At 42.6% G+C, this 21,205-nt stretch carries 27 protein-coding genes; 7 read left to right on the top strand and 20 right to left on the bottom strand.

Annotated features, from left to right (window positions below):
• The first annotated feature begins 74 nt into the window (after nt 1-74).
• Entirely contained in the window at nt 75-2,489 is a 2,415-nt protein-coding gene (locus tag A587_RS0117475) for a hypothetical protein (protein WP_026001039.1), read from the top strand.
• A 112-nt stretch (nt 2,490-2,601) separates the two neighbouring features.
• Here A587_RS0117475 and A587_RS0117470 read toward each other — a convergent pair whose 3' ends face one another.
• From A587_RS0117470 to A587_RS0117440, 7 genes are read right to left on the bottom strand one after another with little or no spacing between them, the layout of a single operon-like run.
• Nucleotides 2,602-3,135, bottom strand: a complete 534-nt coding sequence (locus A587_RS0117470) for a GrpB family protein (RefSeq protein WP_017218626.1) — start codon at nt 3,133-3,135, stop codon at nt 2,602-2,604.
• A gap of 31 nt (nt 3,136-3,166) precedes the next feature.
• Nucleotides 3,167-3,715, bottom strand: coding sequence for an HPP family protein (locus A587_RS0117465; RefSeq protein ID WP_010371740.1), 549 nt, complete (start codon nt 3,713-3,715; stop codon nt 3,167-3,169).
• Between the two features lie 31 nt (nt 3,716-3,746).
• The gene (locus A587_RS0117460) at nt 3,747-4,142 is read right to left on the bottom strand and encodes an ACT domain-containing protein (RefSeq protein ID WP_017218625.1); all 396 of its coding nucleotides are present in this window, start codon (nt 4,140-4,142) and stop codon (nt 3,747-3,749) included.
• Complete coding sequence (locus tag A587_RS0117455) at nt 4,139-4,576, bottom strand: GFA family protein (RefSeq protein ID WP_017218624.1); 438 nt, start codon at nt 4,574-4,576, stop codon at nt 4,139-4,141. The genes A587_RS0117460 and A587_RS0117455 overlap by 4 nt, the downstream gene beginning before the upstream one ends.
• A 2-nt stretch (nt 4,577-4,578) precedes the next feature.
• Entirely contained in the window at nt 4,579-5,037 is a 459-nt protein-coding gene (locus A587_RS0117450) for a YaiI/YqxD family protein (RefSeq protein ID WP_010371749.1), read from the bottom strand.
• Between the two features lie 41 nt (nt 5,038-5,078).
• On the bottom strand, nt 5,079-5,519 hold the full coding sequence (locus A587_RS0117445) for a GNAT family N-acetyltransferase (protein WP_017218623.1): 441 nt from the start codon (nt 5,517-5,519) through the stop codon (nt 5,079-5,081).
• Entirely contained in the window at nt 5,506-6,303 is a 798-nt protein-coding gene (locus A587_RS0117440; RefSeq protein ID WP_017218622.1) for a PhzF family phenazine biosynthesis protein, read from the bottom strand. Before A587_RS0117440 ends, A587_RS0117445 begins: the two co-directional genes overlap by 14 nt.
• A 146-nt stretch (nt 6,304-6,449) precedes the next feature.
• Between A587_RS0117440 and A587_RS0117435 the strand changes: the two genes are divergently transcribed.
• Nucleotides 6,450-6,635, top strand: a complete 186-nt coding sequence (locus A587_RS0117435) for a hypothetical protein (RefSeq protein ID WP_010604566.1) — start codon at nt 6,450-6,452, stop codon at nt 6,633-6,635.
• Nucleotides 6,636-6,685: 50 nt separating this feature from the next.
• On the opposite strand, the gene A587_RS0117430 is transcribed toward A587_RS0117435, so the two are convergent.
• The 3 genes from A587_RS0117430 to A587_RS0117420 all read right to left on the bottom strand — a co-directional run bounded on the left by A587_RS0117430 (nt 6,686) and on the right by A587_RS0117420 (nt 8,616).
• The gene (locus tag A587_RS0117430; RefSeq protein ID WP_026001038.1) at nt 6,686-6,904 is read right to left on the bottom strand and encodes a DUF6500 family protein; all 219 of its coding nucleotides are present in this window, start codon (nt 6,902-6,904) and stop codon (nt 6,686-6,688) included.
• Nucleotides 6,905-7,022: 118 nt separating this feature from the next.
• Nucleotides 7,023-7,493: a DUF3291 domain-containing protein gene (locus A587_RS0117425; RefSeq protein WP_010371763.1), complete on the bottom strand. Its 471-nt coding sequence runs from the start codon at nt 7,491-7,493 to the stop codon at nt 7,023-7,025.
• A gap of 88 nt (nt 7,494-7,581) precedes the next feature.
• Nucleotides 7,582-8,616: a phytanoyl-CoA dioxygenase family protein gene (locus A587_RS0117420; protein ID WP_017218620.1), complete on the bottom strand. Its 1,035-nt coding sequence runs from the start codon at nt 8,614-8,616 to the stop codon at nt 7,582-7,584.
• Between the two features lie 133 nt (nt 8,617-8,749).
• Between A587_RS0117420 and A587_RS0117415 the strand changes: the two genes are divergently transcribed.
• Nucleotides 8,750-9,211 (top strand): carboxymuconolactone decarboxylase family protein, encoded by a 462-nt coding sequence (locus A587_RS0117415; protein ID WP_017218619.1) that lies wholly within the window; start codon nt 8,750-8,752, stop codon nt 9,209-9,211.
• On the top strand, nt 9,189-9,953 hold the full coding sequence (locus tag A587_RS0117410; RefSeq protein ID WP_017218618.1) for an AraC family transcriptional regulator: 765 nt from the start codon (nt 9,189-9,191) through the stop codon (nt 9,951-9,953). The genes A587_RS0117415 and A587_RS0117410 overlap by 23 nt, the downstream gene beginning before the upstream one ends.
• Nucleotides 9,954-9,996: 43 nt before the next feature.
• On the opposite strand, the gene A587_RS0117405 is transcribed toward A587_RS0117410, so the two are convergent.
• The 9 genes from A587_RS0117405 to A587_RS0117365 all read right to left on the bottom strand — a co-directional run bounded on the left by A587_RS0117405 (nt 9,997) and on the right by A587_RS0117365 (nt 18,747).
• A complete protein-coding gene (locus tag A587_RS0117405) occupies nt 9,997-10,851 on the bottom strand; it encodes an acyl-CoA thioester hydrolase/BAAT C-terminal domain-containing protein (RefSeq protein WP_017218617.1) in 855 nt (284 codons plus the stop codon).
• Between the two features lie 17 nt (nt 10,852-10,868).
• Nucleotides 10,869-11,579 carry a LytR/AlgR family response regulator transcription factor gene (locus tag A587_RS0117400; RefSeq protein ID WP_017218616.1) on the bottom strand — a complete coding sequence of 237 codons (711 nt, stop codon included), beginning with the start codon at nt 11,577-11,579 and terminating at the stop codon, nt 10,869-10,871.
• The gene (locus tag A587_RS0117395; protein WP_017218615.1) at nt 11,573-12,595 is read right to left on the bottom strand and encodes a sensor histidine kinase; all 1,023 of its coding nucleotides are present in this window, start codon (nt 12,593-12,595) and stop codon (nt 11,573-11,575) included. Before A587_RS0117395 ends, A587_RS0117400 begins: the two co-directional genes overlap by 7 nt.
• 150 nt (nt 12,596-12,745) lie before the next feature.
• On the bottom strand, nt 12,746-13,678 hold the full coding sequence (locus A587_RS0117390) for a class I SAM-dependent methyltransferase (RefSeq protein WP_017218614.1): 933 nt from the start codon (nt 13,676-13,678) through the stop codon (nt 12,746-12,748).
• Nucleotides 13,679-13,794: 116 nt separating this feature from the next.
• On the bottom strand, nt 13,795-14,379 hold the full coding sequence (locus A587_RS0117385) for a GNAT family N-acetyltransferase (RefSeq protein ID WP_017218613.1): 585 nt from the start codon (nt 14,377-14,379) through the stop codon (nt 13,795-13,797).
• 88 nt (nt 14,380-14,467) lie between these two features.
• Entirely contained in the window at nt 14,468-15,691 is a 1,224-nt protein-coding gene (locus tag A587_RS0117380) for a DUF418 domain-containing protein (protein ID WP_017218612.1), read from the bottom strand.
• A complete protein-coding gene (locus A587_RS0117375) occupies nt 15,684-17,033 on the bottom strand; it encodes a M23 family metallopeptidase (RefSeq protein WP_017218611.1) in 1,350 nt (449 codons plus the stop codon). Before A587_RS0117375 ends, A587_RS0117380 begins: the two co-directional genes overlap by 8 nt.
• 1 nt (nt 17,034) lies before the next feature.
• Nucleotides 17,035-18,363, bottom strand: a complete 1,329-nt coding sequence (locus A587_RS0117370) for a M23/M56 family metallopeptidase (RefSeq protein ID WP_017218610.1) — start codon at nt 18,361-18,363, stop codon at nt 17,035-17,037.
• 3 nt (nt 18,364-18,366) lie between these two features.
• Entirely contained in the window at nt 18,367-18,747 is a 381-nt protein-coding gene (locus A587_RS0117365; protein ID WP_017218609.1) for a BlaI/MecI/CopY family transcriptional regulator, read from the bottom strand.
• A 159-nt stretch (nt 18,748-18,906) separates the two neighbouring features.
• Here A587_RS0117365 and A587_RS0117360 point away from each other — a divergent pair, with 159 nt between their 5' ends.
• Together A587_RS0117360 and A587_RS0117355 are read left to right on the top strand one after the other, a co-directional pair.
• Nucleotides 18,907-19,161, top strand: a complete 255-nt coding sequence (locus tag A587_RS0117360) for a hypothetical protein (RefSeq protein WP_017218608.1) — start codon at nt 18,907-18,909, stop codon at nt 19,159-19,161.
• Complete coding sequence (locus A587_RS0117355) at nt 19,158-19,361, top strand: ATP-binding protein (RefSeq protein ID WP_017218607.1); 204 nt, start codon at nt 19,158-19,160, stop codon at nt 19,359-19,361. The genes A587_RS0117360 and A587_RS0117355 overlap by 4 nt, the downstream gene beginning before the upstream one ends.
• Before the next feature lie 23 nt (nt 19,362-19,384).
• On the opposite strand, the gene A587_RS0117350 is transcribed toward A587_RS0117355, so the two are convergent.
• A complete protein-coding gene (locus A587_RS0117350; protein WP_017218606.1) occupies nt 19,385-20,140 on the bottom strand; it encodes an SDR family oxidoreductase in 756 nt (251 codons plus the stop codon).
• A 109-nt stretch (nt 20,141-20,249) separates the two neighbouring features.
• On the opposite strand from A587_RS0117350, the gene A587_RS0117345 reads away from it, so the two are divergent.
• Nucleotides 20,250-21,146: a LysR family transcriptional regulator gene (locus tag A587_RS0117345; protein ID WP_017218605.1), complete on the top strand. Its 897-nt coding sequence runs from the start codon at nt 20,250-20,252 to the stop codon at nt 21,144-21,146.
• The last annotated feature ends 59 nt before the right edge of the window (nt 21,147-21,205 follow it).

Genomic DNA, 21,205 nt, shown 5'->3' with positions numbered 1-21,205 from the left:
AATGACAATACCTGTTATCTTTGTTATTTTATATTGCATACAATATACACAAATAACAACGAGAGAAAAGTATCATGTCATTATTTTATCTATTCCATACCTTTTATTGGCGAATACCCTCTATCCAAAAGCCCCGGCTAGTATTTGCTCCTCTAATTGCAATACTTGCGTTACTCAGCGGATGTAAAACTACGCGAAGCGATATTATCGCTATACCAAGCCCCGCTGATATGCGCTCGGAAGTAAGCGTTAATGGCCGAGTCAGCACGTTGAAACACATCGATATCCAACATATTGGTAAACAAATTCCGCTCACTTATAGCGATGGAAAAATAGCTAACTCGAGGGGATATGACTGGTGGGTGAGTAAACATTTCGCGTTAAAAAGTGACTTGCCTGAGGACAAAGTAAAACTCTATTTAGAATTACTAGAAATGTCTTATCCTCACTATGTTGAATTGTTTGGTATGGCGCCTGCTGCGATTGATAAAAAGAGAATTGCTGTCGTTTATGGCAGTTCACGCCAACGCACAAAAGAAGCCATGCTGGACGATGGCTTTTTGCGAGGCGTACATAAAACGGCTGGCGGCGAAACCATGTTTTATAACCGTGCAGGGTACAACTTTCCGAGTCATCGCCAGCATCACCAGCGCTACATCGTGATCCATGAAACCATGCATGCGTTTCATATGGCTCTGAACGGTCACTCAACTTGGGCACCTAATTGGATCACTGAGGGGATGGCTGATTCCATTGCAAGCCACGTATATGATCCAAATAAAAAGCAGTTAACTGTGATGGTTTTCGACCGTGCTCCAATGAACTATCTGCACTTGGGTTTACAGCAGTATCACCAAAATGGAAAGCCATCTTTCGAAGCAATCAACGATGATCCATCACTCAAACGCGGACTCAACTTTTTTATCGTGCATTTTTTATTGAGCGATCCTGAGCGATATCAATATTTTAAACGCTTTATCGGCAAATTAATGGACGCAAACCCTCACTCTGAAAACACCTTGCCAACTGCCAATGCACTCTTAAAACAGATCTTTCCCAATTGGCCTCAGCTTGAACAGCAGTTTGCAGCATTTGTGCGCTCTGCCACGCCAAGTTTTTATATTGTCGATGGGCCTTGGGAGCAAAACGGTGCCACATATTGGCTCAGAAATACCGAAAGCAAAGCACTTAAGCGTCTCGACATTCATCCAAACTTTTCTTCTACACATGCCGTGATGGATTTTCCCGCACCAGATAAAACACCTCTAATCGACTCACTTGGTGAGAATGGTATTGCAGCACTAATCGATTTCGAGCCGGAGCAGATTAAACGTGGGGAAATTGGCTTTGCGTTAATCGCTGATTTAACAAGTCAAAGCTTAGATGCGCGTCTTGGACGCGCTAAAGTTGAAGAAGTTGACTTTAGTAAAGACAACTTGCTGCAATTTACCCTTCAAGAAGGAGTAAAGTTAACGGTCTCAAGCAATCAAGCTTTGTTCCCCGCAAAGTCTATCGCACTGCTGCCGCAATTACGCATGGATATCAAGCAGTATCATCAACTTGCGCTCACGCTTTCAAAGCAGGACGATGTGCTAGTTATTAAAATGAAAACACAACAGCATGAGCAACTGGCTAGATTACAATTGAACCAAATCGACATTTCAGCGCTTAGCTTGCAAAAAATCAGTCTTCTTGGCCGAAATAATAATCATAGAATAGCACCCTACTTTGCCGCGCATGATTACTTGATCACGAATGAACAAACCGCTAATCCCTGGCACTTTAAAGGTGCATCATTACTGCGCAGAGCCTTTAACACCTGTGTGAAATATAGCGCTCAGTTAAATGACTGTATGACCCCACTTCGCGAAATATTTAGCAAACAGAAATCAAGGACAGTCACTGAAACTGAGAATAAAATCCTCAATCACTTGATGCAAAGTTGGCAATCAACACTTGGCGACAATGCGCTCTTTACGCTAAGTGGTATCAACACCCAAAGCTATTTTTCTGATGGAATGCACTATCTTTACGTCAACAACCCCAGTAAGCATGCTGTTGCGCTAAGTTACGGTAACTACAAAAAAATTCTAGCTTCAGGTGAACACCGTGTTCTATTGCCAAAACATACTTTTCAGAACTTAGTGATTAGTTGGAACGGACTAACACAACAAAAGCCTCTTCTAACGTCAGAGAAACCTTTTGATGGGGTAAAAATGGAAGTCACTGTTCGTGACAATATTACCATCACGCTAACCGGTCCCTATTCAGGTGCATCGAGTGGTATATTACGCGTCGATTTTACTCCATTTCAATCATTTCAAAATGAAGGTTCACTTTGGCAGCAGCCTGTTACTTTCTTACCTTATCAAACACAAGTAATTGAAGTAGATAAGTTACAAGGATTGAAAAATGGATTACTTGAGATCACGGGTGAGTTTGACGTTGATGGTGAACCGATTAGGCTGGTTAAAATAATCAATTTGTAGAAACAATTAATTGGAAGTCTGAAAAGCCAAATAAAGTAGAGCTGTTAGTGTTAGGTCATATCCATTGTCCTCACACTAACAGCTATAAAGATCTGATTTATGCGAACATAAGTTAACTAAAGTGGATGTCCTTCAAAGTGCGTTTTACAAATGGTGCTTTAGCTTTTCCATACTCATCTTGAGAAGCTATACCTTGCGCTATTACTAATTGCTTCTGAGTTTCATACTCCGCACGCGCGTCAGGATTACTGAGCATATAAGCTTTAAACTTTTCTTGCTTTATATGTTCTTCACTCCCTTTTTCAATGACATGAGCATGCACTTGAAAAAGCTCACCTTGATACATCACCGCGATGTCTTTTCTCGGACGAGTATCAGGAAATGGATTATCGCTGTGCTGATCTTTAAAGCCTAAATTTTTAAGATGTTCAACAGCTTGTGTTAATTTCCCGGGTTTGTATAACACAGAGATATCTATAATCCCTTTGCCAGCAACCTTAAAAGAGCTTGAACCAAAGTGTAGAAATTCAAGTTCAGGGTGTGCTAATGCCACCATCACTTCTTCTGCCACTTCAACAAATATTTCACGCCATGGATTAAAGCTAGCTGGGACTAATTGGTAAGGGACGAATTCAATTTTTGACATGCCTGTCCTTTTAAATTTTTATATAAAATAGTTAGAACCAATAAACTGGGTAATGCCGTTTGGGGTTGCGCGACATATTGTTCACAGACAGCGCGACCAATAGCATCAGCAGAGCCCCCACCAACACGGGATAAAATGCATACATATATCCCAAGTTATGAACAGACTCACCACCAATAATGGCGATTAACGCGGTCGCTCCACCGGGTGGATGCAAGGTTCGAGTAAAGTGCATCACAACAATTGAGAGCGATACCGCAAGCGGTGCTGCAAACAGACTCTCTTCTCCAAGCAAAATAAAAATGCTGACGCCGAGTAAAGCTGAAAAGAAATGCCCGCCCAGTAAATTCCTCGGTTGAGAGAACTCTGCCATAGGAGCGCCATAGAGTAAAACGGCAGTTGCACCAAAAGAGCCAATGAGCAATGCGCTGCCAACACCATATGGTAAAGCGAGGTTAGAAATCACCGTAATCAACAAGATCCCCACCATTGCACCAACCCATGACCAAAGGATTTTCTTAAGCGGTTTTCTCGGAGGACACACACCTTTGGAGGCCATTCTTTTAAAGTAAACTTTCATGCTTCCTAACAATCTTCGAGATTTATCAATGTCATTTTGCCAACGTTTGTATCGCGTGTACCGCCCGCTTAGCATCATTTACGGGTACGAAAATATGATCATGATAGAAGCCTGCAATTACATTCGCGCTAATATCAACATTTTTCAGTGCATTAGAAAATGCAGCAGTTAACCCCACGGCTTCTAAGCTCGAATGCACTTGCAAGGTAATTTTATTCATCACACAGCTGTAATCCAATCCATGTTCGTCTGCTATTTGCTTGGTGACTACCAGCGTTAACCCTTCGCGCTCCATAAAGGTCGCAATTGGATTGAAAATTACGCACTCAGCAAGGCTTTTTTGCACTGTACAAAATACATAAGGTGTTTCATCAAGCGTCGGCGAAATGTCTTTTAATAACTGCGATAAATCGCTAATACCCGTCACAAATTACCTCCCGATGTTGTTGATAAATCGCGGCTAGGCTCAAATGCATCGTAACGAGGAAGCGGCGCGTCTAAGTCGTCCCAATTGGCTTTTGAAGAGACAAAATTATGTGATATTGGCCGCTCTTTGATATCCGAGTCCAAAATGCCAAGTCTTAACCTCACCCGCTTTGGATCGCTTTCGTTCGAACTAAAAATTGGACTTGCACAATGTTTGCAAAAATGACGCTTTCTTCCAGGTTTGAACTCGAAGATGTTTAGTGCCTCTTCACCACTTAGAATCACAAGATCACTCCACTGTACAAAGCCATTGGTCGCATAAGCCGTGCCTGTAGACTTGCGACACAAAGAGCAATGGCAGTGAATGATATCGCCGATTGGTCCACGGATCTCAACTCGAACCGCTTTACACAAACAACTCGCCTTGTAAGCCATACTTACCCCTTTGTGTTTCTGGTGATCCAAGTATCCAATTGATTGGCGAAATTTTGTTTATCAGCTTGAGACAAAGGTGGTGGCCCTTGAGTTTGTACGCCGCTGGCACGCATCGTGTCCATAAAGTCACGAATATTTAAGCGAGATTTTATGTTTTCTTTCGTCAGTAATTCACCGCGCGTATTAAGTGCAGTGCACTTTTTCTCAATGACTTCATCTGCCAGTGGAATATCGCCGGTAATAACCAAATCACCCTCATTAACGCGCTTCACGATTTCGTTATCCGCAATATCAAATCCCTTTGGGACTTGAAGCTTTTGAATAAAAGGAGACGGAGGCGTTTTTAGATATTGATTTGCAACCAATGTAACCGTGGTAGAAGTACGCACTGCAGCGCGAAACAGCATTTCTTTTATTACCACGGGACAGGCATCGGCATCTACCCATATTTGTTTTGCCATAACAACTCTTTTAAATTTAAACTGGCTAGAGAATACTAAATTTAGGGATTAGGTTCACGCCTAAAATGAAACTCATATTCATCATCATCAAACTGCACAAATCCCAACTTCTCGTATAAACGCTTCGCGGGATTCGCTTTAAGCACCGTCAATACCCAAGGCAATGTTGAGTTGGTTTCTATCAAGCTTTTAATGACTTGTGCACCGAGCCCCTTTCCTTGTTGGTGGGGCTCTATTTGCAGCTGAAAGAGGTAATAGTCATATTCGCGTTGCTTAAACTTAGCCAAGCCAACACATTTTTCATTTATATAAATCAAATGTGAGCTTGAGTATTCGTATAATACTCGGGCTTTATGTTCAGCCTCAGTCAAAAACAGTCCTGCATTTTCTAAGTGAGGCACCATGGTCGCTTTACGCAGTGCCAATAGGTAATCAAAGTCACTTTCTTTTGCCTGTATGAAGTGAATCTTATTCGTCCTCAATTTCGAATATTCCTTTTGCGTAAAGTACACCAAACCCAGATACGATGACATTTGTATCTGTCACTTCACAAAATAGCTCACCGCCACGTTTTGAAGCCTGATGTGCATGAAGTTTCTGTTTGTTTAGCGCCTTTGCCCAGTATGGCGCTAACCCGGCATGAATTGAACCGGTAACCGGATCTTCATCGCCCCCGTTGGCGGGCCAAAAGTAGCGCGACACAAAATCAACGTCATCGCCTTTTGCTGTTACCACAACATCAAAAGGCGCAAGGGTTTTCAGTTTATCGCTGTCGTACTCACAGCTGCGTACTTGCTGCTCGGTCTCAACAATCACAAAGTACGCTTGGCGATTTTTAAGTACCCGCGTCGGTATTACGTTAAGCCCTTCCAGCAGTGCATAGGGGGCTTCAGTTAACTCAGGGGCTAAGTTCGGAAATTCCATCACAATGCGACCATCAACCACTTGCTTAACAGTGAGTGTCCCAACTTCTTGGGTTTGAAATTTTATCTCTCCTGACTTTCCCTTGTGATTAAAAAGCACATACGCCGCGGCAAGCGTGGCATGACCACAAAAGTCAATTTCAGTAATTGGAGAAAACCACCGGATCTCATAATGATTGTTACCAATTGGCTTCAAAAAGGCGGTTTCGGAAAGGTTATTTTCGATGGCTATCTGCTGCATTAAGCCGTCGCTAAGCCAATTTTCAAGCTCAACGATTGCAGCGTTGTTACCACCGAAACGTTTACGCGTAAATGCGTCAACCACAAAATACTCAACTTGCATCTTTTACTCCTTTCAGAAACACCTAAAAACACAGTATAATTTACTGTAATTAGAAGCGAATACAACTTAAATAAACGTGTATTGAGGTTGATCTGTGTGGCCATGATACACGTAATTAAAGTGAGTAGAACCAAGTCGAGGCTTATATGTTTACAGATGCTACCTTATCAATTTTATGTTTATATTCATTAGCAATGTTTGTCACTAGCCTGCTAATGATAGCGACAGCCCCTAAAACTGATGATGAGAAACGCAAACAAACCATCACTGAGTACACTATGTTTGCACTTGCATCTGTTGCCGTATTTTTTGTGTCGTTTTACACGCTGTAACTGCCAGTTGGGTCATCTCGGTTGATGGCCCATGATCATGTCCTTTGGGCCTACATTCCACTTTCAACCATTGCTTTTATCTTTAACGCCTTTTCGAAGTGGTCTAGTTCGTGAGTTTGTATCCACCAAATTGCCGCTTCCATAAGTAGTGCTGGGTCTGTGTTTTTATTGGCAAAAAAAGCGTAAAATGATACGCCAACGTTATCCCCTTTTTGTGCGATTTTTTTATCACATACTTCTATTATCTTGCTTCTTAGTGCCGCGCGCATTTTTCGTTTAATCCATACATCATGATCTGCGGTAAGTGTATCACCAACATCATCGGTATTCACCACTCCACGCGGCTCTCCCCCTTAGGGTTGACTATCATTTCATCGGTGCACAAGATTAATCTTCTTCACAAGCTTCCCTCTCCCTTAGGTCTAGCTCGGTGAAACTATTTCTAAACGTAAAGGCATAAGCCGAATCTCCAAAGCGACGCAGGTAATCAAGCCTTTCTTTGGCCTCATCCAGTGTCGGGATATGGCCTTCTTCAACCCACCACAACACGTAGGTTTCCTGTTCAGCGCGGTGAAACCATTCCTTTTTTCGAGCCAAAAATTCCTTATGTGCGGTTTTAAACATAAAATCTTTTAGCGCTTGCTCCGACTGCCATACTGACATGTTGACGATAATATTTGGATCATCAAACGCCTTAATCTCTGTTGCATTACCGGTTTCATCTTTTAAGCGCCAAATAAAGCCAGGGCTTTGCTCTGCGAGTAAATTAATGCGGTCTAAACTTTCTACAAAGTATTGAATTTCTGGCGCATCCATTTGGTATTTAGCGGTGGCTATATTGAGTTGTGCTAATTGCATCGACGGCTTTTCCTTGTGGTGAGTTGCTACATTCTCCCAAACTTCACAATCATACTACTGTTTACTCGCCGCCAAGTTAAGGCAAAATTTAACCAAATAGAGATTTTTTCATCTTTTCCATTTCGGGGAATGGATTCATATTAATATATTGCACTATGCGGGGTACGTTTGCTGTATTTGCGCTGCCACCATGGGGTAAAAACTGGTGCCAAATCACCATATCTCCTGCATTGGCTGCAATTGCTTTGGAACCTAGTTGATGTAAGTACTCGGTGTTTGGTATACATGGATCCCATGGGGCAGTTGCAAGCCATGACTCTAGCTTTGTATGAAATCCTGGCACAACCGTTGTTGCACCCTGTTTTTCTTCAGTGTCTGATAGATACAAAATCCCTTGCGTGCCAAACTTGAGTTGCTTAGAGAAATCTAAATCCCAATGTAGATCAGGACCTTGAAAACTAGATTGCGCAGTTTCAGGCGGGTTGAACCCACACTGATCGGCTGAAACTATCAGTTGTTCGCTTTGCCATAACTGACTAAAGGCCTTATGAATTCTCATTGAATTCCGATTGTCTTCCAGTGCTTTATGTTGTACCAAATGCACCATACTGCGACTCAATTTTTCTTGTTTAACCTTATACCAAGTCTTTGGATCTGCTAACTCAATCTCCAAATAGTTTTGGATGGCGTTTCTCGCATTAGCACAGCCTTCAGCGCTCACTGCATTTTTAACGATGACATAGCCGTTGTCCTGCCAGCATTTCAGGTCATCCTCAGTGAGTACATTCGGCATATTCTGAACAGCAGCTATTTTCTCTTGATAACTGTCGGGGCAAGGCATATGACAGGTGACATGTTTTAACAATGCTATTTTTTCACTACTCGGCTGAGCAATTGTTACAATTGCATCAATAAAACTATCGTAAGCATGAGCATATTGAAACTGTAACTGATGTGCTTGAGATAAACTGAGGCCAAGTATATCGAAAGTCGTTTTATATAATTCGAACTCGACAGATTCTCCTTGCTGCTGTCTATTTGTATAAGTGTTGTTGGCTTGAAGCCAGATTTTTTTGAGTATGGATAAATGATAAAGCGCTAGAGCAAGGTTTACATCACACATTATTTTACAACCATCCTTTAAATTAGAGTTGTGTGTTCCCTCCTTAAAATTTTATTACAAAGACGTTTTTTTTCAATTTTTACCGCTTACATCTCATTACACTATACGTATCACTAAACATGAGGATTCAGAAATGAAAAGAGCAGACTACTTCAATCAGGCACCTGAGCTTATTCAGCATTTATTGGGACAAGAGGAATTATTAAAACAGCAGGCCCATGCAACTTTTGGAGTCACAATCTGGGAGCTCGTTAAACTAAGAGCATCACAAATCAATCAATGCGCTTTTTGTATTGCAATGCACACTAAACAGGCACTAGAGTATGGTGAAACCACTAATCGTATTATTGGATTAAGTGCATGGCAAGACATGCCGTTATACACCAATAAAGAAAAACTGGCATTAGCGCTTTGTGAAAAGCTGACAAACGCACAAATGATTGACGACGCTTTTTATCAAACACTTAATGTAGAATTTGATGATAAAGAATTGACCACGTTAACTATCGCTATTAATGCCATCAACAGCTGGAATCGGATCGTGAAAATGTTTAAGCCGAATATAGAGTTCAATGAGCACAGATCTAACGCTTGAATTAATAAATCCAACAGGTGAAATCGCTAACTATGTGCAAGCTATCTGGTTTGCACAATCACACAAGCGCGGAGAAACTTGGCTTCCAAGCGACGGGGCAACTGGATTTATTTTCCCTCTTCGAGGGCTCGTTAGCTTCAATGACAATCAGCTCACAGCCCCCTTTTATCTACAACCAATTGCCATTCAGTCTAGCAAAGTCAACTATTCTGAACAGGCATGTTTTTTCGGGATCCGCTTTAAACCCGCGGGACTGGCATTTCTGAAAACGCTGCAACATCCTATAGCAAATCCCAAAAATATATTGCCCTTGTTGAACACGCTACAAACTAGTGCCAACCTGACAGCATTACTTCGACTACTAGAGCCGATATTGAATATGCCAATTCCTCGACAGAATTCTATCCTACATACCCAAATACTCCTTGAGCATATTGTTTCAATGACCCCTTTAGAGCAAGCATATGCTCAAACTCCGATCGGAAAACGGCAATTAGAGAGACAAGTTAAAACACATTGTGGGATCACCCCTAAACATTTAGCTCGCATTTATAGAGTCCGATTGGCTAAACAAAAACTGAGAGAAACGCCTGACATTAACATCGCTCAACTCGCGCTAGATTGCGGCTACGCTGATCAATCTCATCTTATTCGCGAGTTTAAAACTATATTTCAGATCACACCGGCAAAATACACAAAGCGACTAAAAGCTGCAGACACAACGTTACCTGCAGCTCGGTAAATTTTTCAACGACCAGCAATACAAAAGCAAGGTGAATTTCTTACTATTTATTCGCGCAACGTGCTACCAAGGTTTCGCTTAAAAATTGATTTACCTCAGTTTGCACTTTTTTGTTAAAGCTGTAGTGACCCGAGTTAAGTGCGATATGTTTAAATGGATGAGAAAAACTAGCTTCGCGTAAATCAGCTTCAATATATCCGGCCATTTTGTACGATGGCCAAATTTCATCATGTTTGGCAGAAACCAGCAACACTGGCCCATTGGTGTTTTCAACCGGGATGCGAGCGGCTGCAATTGCTTCAGGCGTTGCCTCTGCCAATGCAGCCTCAAAGGCAGGTGTAAACTCTCCCGTTACGTTCCCTTTTTGCATTTTCCATGACAACAGGGGGGCATCAATGTAGTCCAGAGCATTGCCGCTAAGTGTCCAGCTCGAGCGAGAAGACAAGGTCTTAACAGCATTCCAACTTACGTGACTAGGCATAACGGACACTACATGGTTTATCTCATCAAAGTGCGCACCGAGTAATAACGCAAGCTCCGCTCCTTTAGAAAAACCATATACCGCTACGCAATTTGGGTTTATCTTTGGGTCTGCACTCAATGCTTTTATCCGTTTGGCTATATCATTCAAAGATAATTCAGCTGCACTGCTCGATGTATTTTCAGTGCCATAATAACCAAGTGCCGCTACTGAGACACCAATATCATTAAATCCATCTAAAAATGGTTTCCACTGAGGATTAGCGAGTGTATTCCCCCCTTCACTGCCACCTAACACCACAACCAATGGATGAGTCTGACCATCATCGATAAACTGACGTTTAACATCTGGTATAGTCGTGTTTGAACAGGCCGCAAGAAGCCCTACCAAAGAAAATGGCATTATAGTTTTCATCATTTTATTACCTTTTTGAGTTAGCTGAGCCCTATGTTGCTCAGTTGTTGTTTGAGTAGTTTTGCACCGCCCCGGCTAGTCACAACTTGTAAATTGCTATCTCGCAACTTGACAAGGTAACCCCCTGTAACCCAGCGTTCAAACGCAGTTATCGCGCTTTGGTTTACAATGGCATTACGGTGAACTCTTAAGAAATGTGTTGGCAATTGCTGTTGGATCTCCTCAAGGGAGCCATCAATGGGATATTGCTGTCCATTACTAAACGCAATGGCTTGACCGTATTCTAGCTTGATAAGTTCGATACTGCTGACATCAATTAGTGAGGTTTTCCCCGCCACCTTACTCGTTAAAGTAGCGGCTAATCCTGTCGTGATAACACGATTAACTCTTGATAGTGCCAGGGCTAAGCGTTCAGTACTATACGGTTTGAGCAAATAATCAACCGCGCCGAGCGTAAAGGCCTCAACCGCAAACTCACTGTAGGCCGTGGTAAAAATTATCGCACCTGAAAACCCCGCCCTTTGAAGTTTCTCGACCAAAGTAACACCATTGCATTCTGGCAAGTTAATATCGACAAAGACAATATCTATCGCCAGTTCTCGATATGTATCAAGAAATACTAATGGCGTGTTACAAGTCAGTACCAAGTTGTGCTTGGTGATCTGGCTAAGTTGTTCCGTTAATTTATCAATGGCTGGTTGCTCATCTTCCACAATGGCAATGTTCAACATTCCTTTGCTCCTCGTGTGAGTGAAAAGCTGACAACCGCACCACCTGTGTGCATGTCGTTACCAAGCCTAAGTTCAGCATTTTCTTCTAACTTTAACCGTGAGCGCGTGATCGAAAGACCGAGTCCCGCATCTGACGAACCCAATATGTCCTGCTCCTTAAAGCCCACCCCGTTGTCACTGATTTTAAACATTAACTGGTTCGCTAACTTTTTGATTAATACATCAATGTGAAGCGGCCTACTGTTGCCATGTTTCACTGCATTTTCCAAAAGCGGCTGTAAAATCATTGGCGGTATTACTTCGCTCAATAATGCATCGTCGATATCAAAGTCGATGATAAGCGCATCCCCAAACCGGCTTTGCTCTATCTCGCACCACTGATTTAGTGCAATTAGCTCATTGGCAACGGACACTTTGCTCGGTATTTTTCCGCTTGTCACAGAATGCGTTAATGAATATCTTAATACCGCAGCGAGATTATGAACCAAAGACCGTGCTGCTTCTGGTTGATTTGGTACAAAGGCTGCAATTGTGTTGAGGCTATTGAACATAAAGTGCGGGTTTAACTGACTGTGTAATAACTTAATTTCAGCTAGTTGGCGAAGCTGTTTTTCTTGTTTTAACAACTTTTGGGAAAGGTAGAACTTAATCACCACAAAAATACCGCTAGACCAAGGCAGTGCGATGGTTAGCGCCTCAAACAGTGAAAATGCATGGGTATTTAACATTCCACTTCTGAGTACACCCCAACATAAACAGCCCATTACCATCAGTCCATAAAAGCCGATATATTGCAGCGGCCAATTGCCTATCTTGAAACGGATGATGAGTACGTAACTTATCACCATAGGTAACCAGTAGAGGAACACAACCGCCAAAATAGAAGAAAGCGCGATATTTGCCGACAACAACATGCCCCGCTGCACCCAATCGGTAAGACTGATAGCAAAACTTATTGCGGCAACGATGGCTAAAATTGCGAATTGTTCATTTCGCTGCAATGTGAGATTGACCATAATCAATACAAATAGTGACTGAATACGTTCATGGTACGCATTTAGCGTCGAAAAGCACTCTGAATGTTGCTGAATGGTCGCTTTTCAATGCTAAATGGTTATCTGTATTAGTCCACACTTTTACATCCAGTCAAAGTGCTAAAAAATAGATTAACTTGCTTTAAACCGTAAACACTTGAGGCTGCTTTGCTCATCAATGTCTTTAAATTCAGGTGGGTTTTGCAAACGTTCAACAAACGTAAGCGCTGGTGCCTCTCTGGTCATTTCATCAATGAGGAATTGACTTGAAACATCGGGAGAATTCACACACGCCAACACTTGGGCATTTGGCGTAAGTAACTCAGGAAGCTTTCTTAAAATACGTTGATAGTCTTTGGTCAGTGCAAAGCTGCCTTTTTGAAAGCTTGGCGGATCAATTACGATTAGGTCGTACGGCCCATATTTACGTACTTTTCCCCAAGATTTAAACAAATCATGGCCTAAAAAAGACACTTTGCTGAGGTCGTGTTCATTGAGTTGGTGGTTGACTCGGCCTTGCTTGAGCGCCGCTTTTGCCATATCCAGATTCACAACATGGGCAGCTCCGCCCGCAATTGCCGCAACAGAAAACCCACAAGTATAAGAAAACAGATTAAGTACCCGAGCCCCCGCAGACTGAGCTTTAACAAACTCACGACCCAAACGCATATCTAAAAACAGTCCCATGTTCTGCTTTACGCCGAGCTTTAAGCCATATTTAAGTCCATTTTCTTCAACGATAGGCATAGCAGTTAATTCACCATACAAAACCTCGAGATCTGAGTCAGGCAAATAACGATGCTGTAGTAAAATAGCAGAGAGTTTTCCGTTAAACGCTTCGGTCTCCACAAGTGATAATAATGCCTGCTTTAACGACGCTATCAAGTCAACGTCGTGATCCTTGAATAAAGAGACTAAGAGCTGACCTTGTAACCAATCTACTGTGATTTGTTCAAGCCCTTCATAGCAACGACCACGTCCATGAAATAGACGCCTTAGCTCGTTTGGTACGGCTTGGGTTTGCAAATGATTAAGGAGGGTCGATACAGGGTTTATTGCTGTCATGTCGGTGTCTGGTTATGCGTAAAGTTCGGCATTTTACTTGTTACTTCATAGCAAAAGCAAATGCCTAAGGTCTGCTTATCTTTCACGTTTATTTTTTGCAGCACAGAAAACCGGTCCTATGGACGCCACAACATCGTTGTTGCCCCGCTAAAACCGATTAACCAATTGAGATAAGAAAAATCTTCGTGATGGGAGGCAACAAAGCCCATTCTCATATAAAGCTTTTTTGCTTGAGGGTTAGAGTCAATGACATCAAGTCGTAAAGCGTGAAACCCGCTTTGTTTGGTATAGCGCTGCAGTGCCATTAAAAGCGCAGTACCAACACCTTGTCCTCTAACCGATTCTGCAACAGCAATGCCGTCCATCACCACTTCATTGGGCGCAGGCTTTCGCTCAAATAGGGTAAACACCGCTGCGGCTTTAACCCCGCCTAGCAAGCCTAATTCGTCAATGAGTACAGTAAAGCCCATATTCGATGTAAAACCGCTTTTGCCATATTGAAAGCCCGCAACCCCCACTAACTTGCCGTCTGCAAAGGCAGCAAAGGAGTATTCTGAGATGAAGCTCTTCGCGATAATAGTGATCAGCTTATTGCGATCCGGCACTGCGGCTATGAATTTGCTACCAAACGCGTCAACATAAAGCTCAGCAGCCGCTTGCGCATGCTCAATGTCCCATCCTTGTGTTATTTCTATTTCCATACTTTACCTCAAGCTAACTTGTCGACTTCAATATTAGGTCAAAATTAGCTTAGGTATGAAGTTCGAATTTGTAAAAAGTTCGAGTCGATTATGCATGTAACTTAATTGTTAGTTTGCGCCATACACGTTCAACGGGGCCCACCTTAAAGAATCGCCCGTAAGCCGCATTTAACAACAGCTGCACTGGCATAATAACAAGCCATAAGAGCAAGAGGTCACTGCGACTTTGCGTATTATGTAATCCAAAGCCATAAAATATCACCACCAATAACAGTGACTGTCCAATGTAATTGCTCAGCGCAAATCTACCTACTTGATTTATCGCCTCCAGGGGTTTGAAGCGATGCAACCAACGGTTATATAGCAAAGATAACAAAACCAAGTAAATAATCGCTTGCAGCTCCCGGTTAAGTATAATGATCATTTGTTTAGCGTAAGACAGCACTGGAATATGTGAACTTTGCAGCCAATGAAAATAGCGAGCTTGAGTGGCATAACACGACACTGCAATCAAGCAAAGTAATGCCACAACCGCAAATGGGCTAAGTTTAGTCTTTGAGAACAATCCCCATTGAAACAGCTGCGAGCCTATCAGCATCATCATTAGCGTGGACCAAAAAATACTTGAGTAAAACAGCTTACCTTTGTGGACTTGCGGACTGTCGAAGTTTTCCTGCCAATACTCAGTTAAGCTTGGCGTTTCTTCCAAAGTACGGTGGGTGGGTGTCCGTGGTTCGGTTTTATTCTGCCACCGATTAATCACTTTTTGCTGGTCTCGTGTGCGAGACGCTTCGTCCACATTGAGTGCTGCTTGGTAAGCATCGTATTGGGCGATGGTGCGCTCTGCTCTGCCAAAACCTGTAACTAACATAAACGCCAAACAAATTATTATGCTGACTTTTATGGCCCGAGTGCCAAGTAATATGACGGTGGTGGCAATCATTCCTATCACGGCATAGTGATAAAGAATGTCGCCACTCCAAATACAATAAGCATGAACAAGGCCGAGTATAAATAAAGCCACTAGCCTTGCCGCACTCAATTTAATCGCAAATTCAAATGGCTGTTTTTGAAGAATAATGGTGAGACCTGCGCCAAATAACATCGCCAACAGTCCGTAAAACTTGCCCTGAGCAAATACATAAACCCAGTACCTTACCTCACTGTCTATATCTGTCATAAAGCCATATTGGTAACTGCCCCATGGATTGGGATAGGCAAAGCTTTCGATGTTGATAAGTAAAATACATAGAATTGCTATCCCACGAATAAAGTCGAGGCTATTAATACGATTTTTTTCAGCACTAGTCATCAGTATTACCCATGCGGCCCGACTGTCCATCATTGTGAGCTAGCTTTGTATTTTCGCTATCGAGCAGTGTAGTAATTTGTGCTACCTGCGCGCTAAATTCATCAAATTGCGTGTCACTCAGCTTGGTGTTTTTAGGTTGTTTTAGGGTGAGTGGATTGATGGCTTTTCCGTCTTTATGCACTTCATAATGTAAGTGACGCGCCTGCGACAGGCCGGTATTACCAAGATAACCAATCACGTCTCCTTGCTTTACTCGCGTCCCAGCCTTAAGGCCGTTCGCAAAGCCATTTAAGTGAGCATACAGTGTTTGATACCCTTTACCGTGATCTAACACTACGCGATTACCAAAGCTGCCGCCCCACCCAGCTTTGAGTACTTTTCCAGAACCCGCAGCCATAATAGGCGTACCAACAGGTGCACCAAAATCGATCCCTTTGTGCATTCGGGTATAGCCCAATACTGGGTGATGACGTTTACCGAAGCTTGAAGATAATCGAGCACCGTTAAGCGGAGTTTTCATTAAAAAGCTTTGCGCGAGGGTACCATCTGAGTGATAAAAAGCGGTCGTTCCGCCATTATCAGTAAACCGGTATAAGCGGTATTTTTCTTTTCCTGAAAGTAGCGCAACATGTTGTAATTCTAAAGGCTTGGAGATTTGCTTGAGTATATCTTCGGCTGCCACAAGCTGCTGTTCTTGAAATACAAAATCGATTTGATCGCCGGCATATACCTCTCTTTGAAAATCGACAAGGTGAGATAAGGCCACAATACTTTGATTGATAATATCATTGGGTACCCCGATTTTGCTGGCGTCCACAAAAAAACTAGAATCTATATTTGTCGATAAACGCTTTGTTTGCGTGACGGTTTCAAGTTCACTTAGCGATGCATGCCAGTGTTCATCTCCCCTTTTAATCTCAATAACCTGTGCAAATGCATATTCAAAGCGGATCTGCTGTACTTGTCCGTCTACAAGCTCTGCTTCTATTAACTGTCCAGCCTTGAGCTTAGTCAGTGATGTCCACGTACTCACGGCTTGTTCCACCAGCCAACTATCGCGGTCACTGAACGCAAACCCACTTAAGAGATTAGCTAAACTCTCACCCGATTTAAGTTCAAGTAAACGAATATCTTGAACTGGCTTTAGCTCCTGCCTGATTTGGATTTGGGCCTCGATTGAGTCTTTAACGGGTTCAATATGTACAACAGCTTGGTCTTGTTCTGGTTGCACCGACACTAAGGTGTTCGCTTGCGTTTTATTATCCGAATGAGTCTGCTCGGGTTGTTTCGAGCAGCCAAAAGTTGCCATCATTGCAATGGCGATAGAAAGCTTTTTTATCATGTTAATTTTCCAATAAGGTCAGCGGATCAATACGCATGTTATTATGCAGAGCTTCTAGATGTAGATGTGGACCAGTGACTCGACCGGTTTCACCTATGGTACCGATCACTTCTCCTTGTGATACTTGATCACCTACTTCAACATCAATGCTATCAAGGTGTGCATAGAGACTTTGATAACCATTGTCATGATGGATCAACACCACTTTACCGTAATTCTCAGGCAAGGTTTTATCATCAGCAATCGTGACCGTACCGCTGGCAACCGCCATCGCAGGTTCACCAACGCCGCCAGCTAGATCCAGTCCTTGATGTGCTTTGTTGTGACGAAAATTCGATACATGCCCAAACCTTGATGTTATTTCAGGTGTGGCGACTGGGTATGTCCATGTTTTACTGACCATTGCCGTTCCCATTGTCCATTGAATATTGCCATAGGCTAAACCTGAACTAAGCAACACAAAAAACCCTATCAACACAAGGTTATTTGGCTTCTTTTTAGATTTAAGAATAACGCTAAAACGCTTTTTATAGTCATCTAAAGTCAGTGAATTAGACGCGAAACTTGCAGTCATATTCATCGTTTTCGGCTGCGCAGCAGCTCGTTTTAAAGAGTTCATTAATGCTTTGCTATAAGCCAAAGGCTCAAGGCTGTGCTTCGCTATCGTCACCTCATCACAACGATATTCCATCGCTCGAATAAAGCCCTGTTCCATTTTTGCAATAAACGGATTAAACCAAGCAAGCGTCGCGAGTATTCGCCAAGTTACGACTGCAATGTGATCGCCTTTATCTATGTGGGTTAACTCATGCAGAATAAGTGCTTGCTGCTCTACCTCTGGTAGGGTGTCAAATTCCACAGGTAAATACACTTTTGGTTGCCACAGTCCGAACACAAAAGGAGAGCAAGTAATAGGCAATTGATAGCAATTTCGTGCGCCAAGCTTTATTTTTGAGGCGGTACTACAGAGGCGTTTTACTCGCCAATACTGTCGCCCAAGTACCAAAAAATGAGCAACAAGCCCAACGCAATAGACTATAAATAAGCCCATAAGCGTCAGATTTAGCCAGTCAGACCCAACCTGTGTGCGCTTAGTCATTGCCAGCAGTGGTTCTGCAAATTGTTGTAAGTTGGCATTAAACAGTATGGCTGGAATGGCGTTATGTTGCTCTATGTGTTCAAGTGGGATCCAAGGCACAAAAGTCACAGCCAGCACGCCCCACCAAAGTCCTTTATTCTGTACATACCGAGTGGAAAATTTCACTCCAAGTGCGTACGTTAAGCCACTAAGCGCCACCCACAGCAAGACCGAAAGTAATATTAGTTCCATACCCTACTCTTTATCACCTTGCGTCTTAGCTAACTCATCTAACATGGCTTCTAATTCATCTAATTCGTCCGCTGCAATTAACTTACTATCTGAAAACATAGTAATTGGAAGAGGCTCATCCAACTCCATGATTTGCTTTGCAAACTCCTGGGCATAAAGTGCGAGAGTTGGTACCTTCGCAAGGACAGCTGAGTATATTTTTTTATTGCCTTGCATTTGCTCGGCGAGATAACCCTTTTCACACATTCTCTCTAGAGTTTTTCGAGTTGATGAGTAGCTCCAACTGAGCTTTGATCCTATTTCTGTGTGAATTTCTTTACCCGTTCTTGGCTGTTCACGCCAAAGGATCTTTAAAACGATTAGTTCGGTTGAGTTAGGTTTCATTGTTTTTCTCATAACTGCGACACATGTCACACACTACCAAACAAAAAGGTGCGACACAAGTCGCACATTGTGCTTTTTTTAATTTTCACCACGAAAAATGGCGACATTAATAACAGCACTTATACTTCAAGTTAATATGTAAAAAGTGAGCTATCTGTAGTGCTAGAGCTAATTAATATTCGCCATAAATTATCGCTGCTAAATGTGTTTCCCGTCATCGCGCTTGCCTTACTGCTTGGATATGCTTTTAACCGTTACGCTCACCTTGAGTCAGAAGTAGAGTCTCTATACGCCAATCGTGTTGTGCCGCTTATTCAAATAAAAAAGTATCAGATCACTGGGCAATTCAGGTTGTCGAAATACTTCATAAGTATCGTGCAGGGTTGGTATCCTAAGACAAAGGCGTCGGTATGAGTAATGAGGTCATAAACCGGATCTTCGAGCCGTTTTACACCACAGCTCGCCAACATGGTCATGCCGGGCTTAGACTTTCCGTCACCTATAATCTCGTCAAAAAATATTTAGAAGGTGACTTAAAAGTCAATTCCAAAGCCGGAAATGGCACCACTTTTACCATCTTGTTGGCGAACAAAACGTTGGCACAAACCGCCTAACCAACTCGTGCCCAATAGCATACTTAACGAGTGACAAAGCCTCCGTTAACAAACAAGGTTTGCCCAGTCGTCCAGCGTGATTGCTCCGACGCAAGATAAAGCACCGCAGGGGTAATATCATCCACTTGCCCCAGTCGGTTCATTACACTTGCAGACTGCAAATAATTAACGGTTTGCTCGTTTTCTTCGCCATGGAAAAAGTCAGTGTCAATTGGACCTGGTGCAATAGTATTGACGGTCACCCCTCGATGCCCTATTTCCTTTGCCAGCGCACGAGTGAAATGCTCAAGTGGTGCTTTTGAGCCAGCGTAGAGCGCATAATTTCCAGTAAATGCTGCCAACAGCGAAGTGCCCATATTAATGATCCGACCGTTATCACGAATATGTTTTGCTGCTTCTTGCATCACAAAAAATGCCCCTTTACAGTTGATCCCAAATAGCCTGTCAAAATCTTCTTCGCTATATTCATCAAACGGTTTTTTGCTGATTGTACCGGCATTATTGATAACGATATCTACGCCGCCAAACTCACTAATAATATGCTCAAATATATTCATTACCTGTGCTTTATTACTGACATCTCCGTGTACTAACGTCGTCCTAACACCCAGTGCTTCAACTTCCTTCTGGGTTTCAAGTGCTTGTGGTTTAGAATGCGCACTATGATAGTGAATGACAAGATCAGCACCTTGCTTTGCCAGCGCAATGGCAAAATCCTTCCCCATATTTTTGGCTGACCCAGTGATAAACGCAACCTTACCTGTTAATTGCTTAGACATACCTATTTCTCCTACTTGAAATATTCAATCGACTTTTAGTGTAGCTAGGTGAAAGGGATACAGGTATAGTGATTTTAGTCATTTACTAATTGCATTTTTTACATCCGCTATGAAATCGATTACTGAAGAAGATTTGTTTGTTCTTACCGTTGAATCTGGCAGCCTCAAATCTGCGGCTGAAGTGATAGGTACCGATCCCTCTTCGGTAAGCCGAAAGCTCGCAAACTTAGAAAGTCGATTAGGAGTAAAACTTTTACAGCGCTCCACTAAGCAAACAGCTGCAACTGAGGTTGGGCTTGAGTACTATAAAGGCGTAAAGCAATTACTAGATGAAAAAAGGGAATTAGAAGAGTCGATCTCAGGCACCTCAGCACTGCCCTCTGGGACATTGAGGGTTGCAGCTCCACACGACTTCGCCGAGCGCTTCATTGCTCCTGTGGTACAAACCATGATAACCACCTATCCAGACCTCAATATCGAGTTACTACTCGGCAGTCATTTTGAAGATCTCAAGGCTAAACAAATCGATATTGCAATTAGGATTGGCAAATTGGATGATTCCTCCTTGATTTGCCGACAACTAGGTCATGTACCGCGAGTCTTGGTGGCCTCTAAATCGTATATTGAACGCATGGGACAACCACAACGCTTTAGCGATTTAAGCAAACTGGACTTTATCTTTTACAACAAACCTAAGCTTGATAATCAGCTCATTCTCGGTAAAGGCCTGCATCGTGAAGCCGTTGCGGTAAGTGGTAAACTCATTGCCAACAGTGTTGCAGTGCTGAAAAATTGGGTAAACGCTGGCCTTGGTGTGCATTACGGGCCACTATGGGCATTTAAAGAAGAGTTAGCTATGGGCAGTTGTGTACAGCTACTACCTGAACTACACGATGAAAGTTATCCTATTCACGCACTGTACTTGTCGAAGCAATATACTCCCGCAAAGGTACGGGAGTTTGTTGCGCTATTGACTTCAACCTATCAGCAATACCGCTTCGATTAACTCAAATTACTTAACCTGAGGTTTGGATAAGGAATGTTCCAACTCATTGTTGCTAAAGC

This window comes from Pseudoalteromonas sp. NJ631 (assembly GCF_000276645.1).
GTDB classification, from domain to species: domain Bacteria; phylum Pseudomonadota; class Gammaproteobacteria; order Enterobacterales; family Alteromonadaceae; genus Pseudoalteromonas; species Pseudoalteromonas piscicida.
Note: the sequence above shows the minus strand (reverse complement) of the source record. Positions and strands in the feature narration are given on the sequence as shown.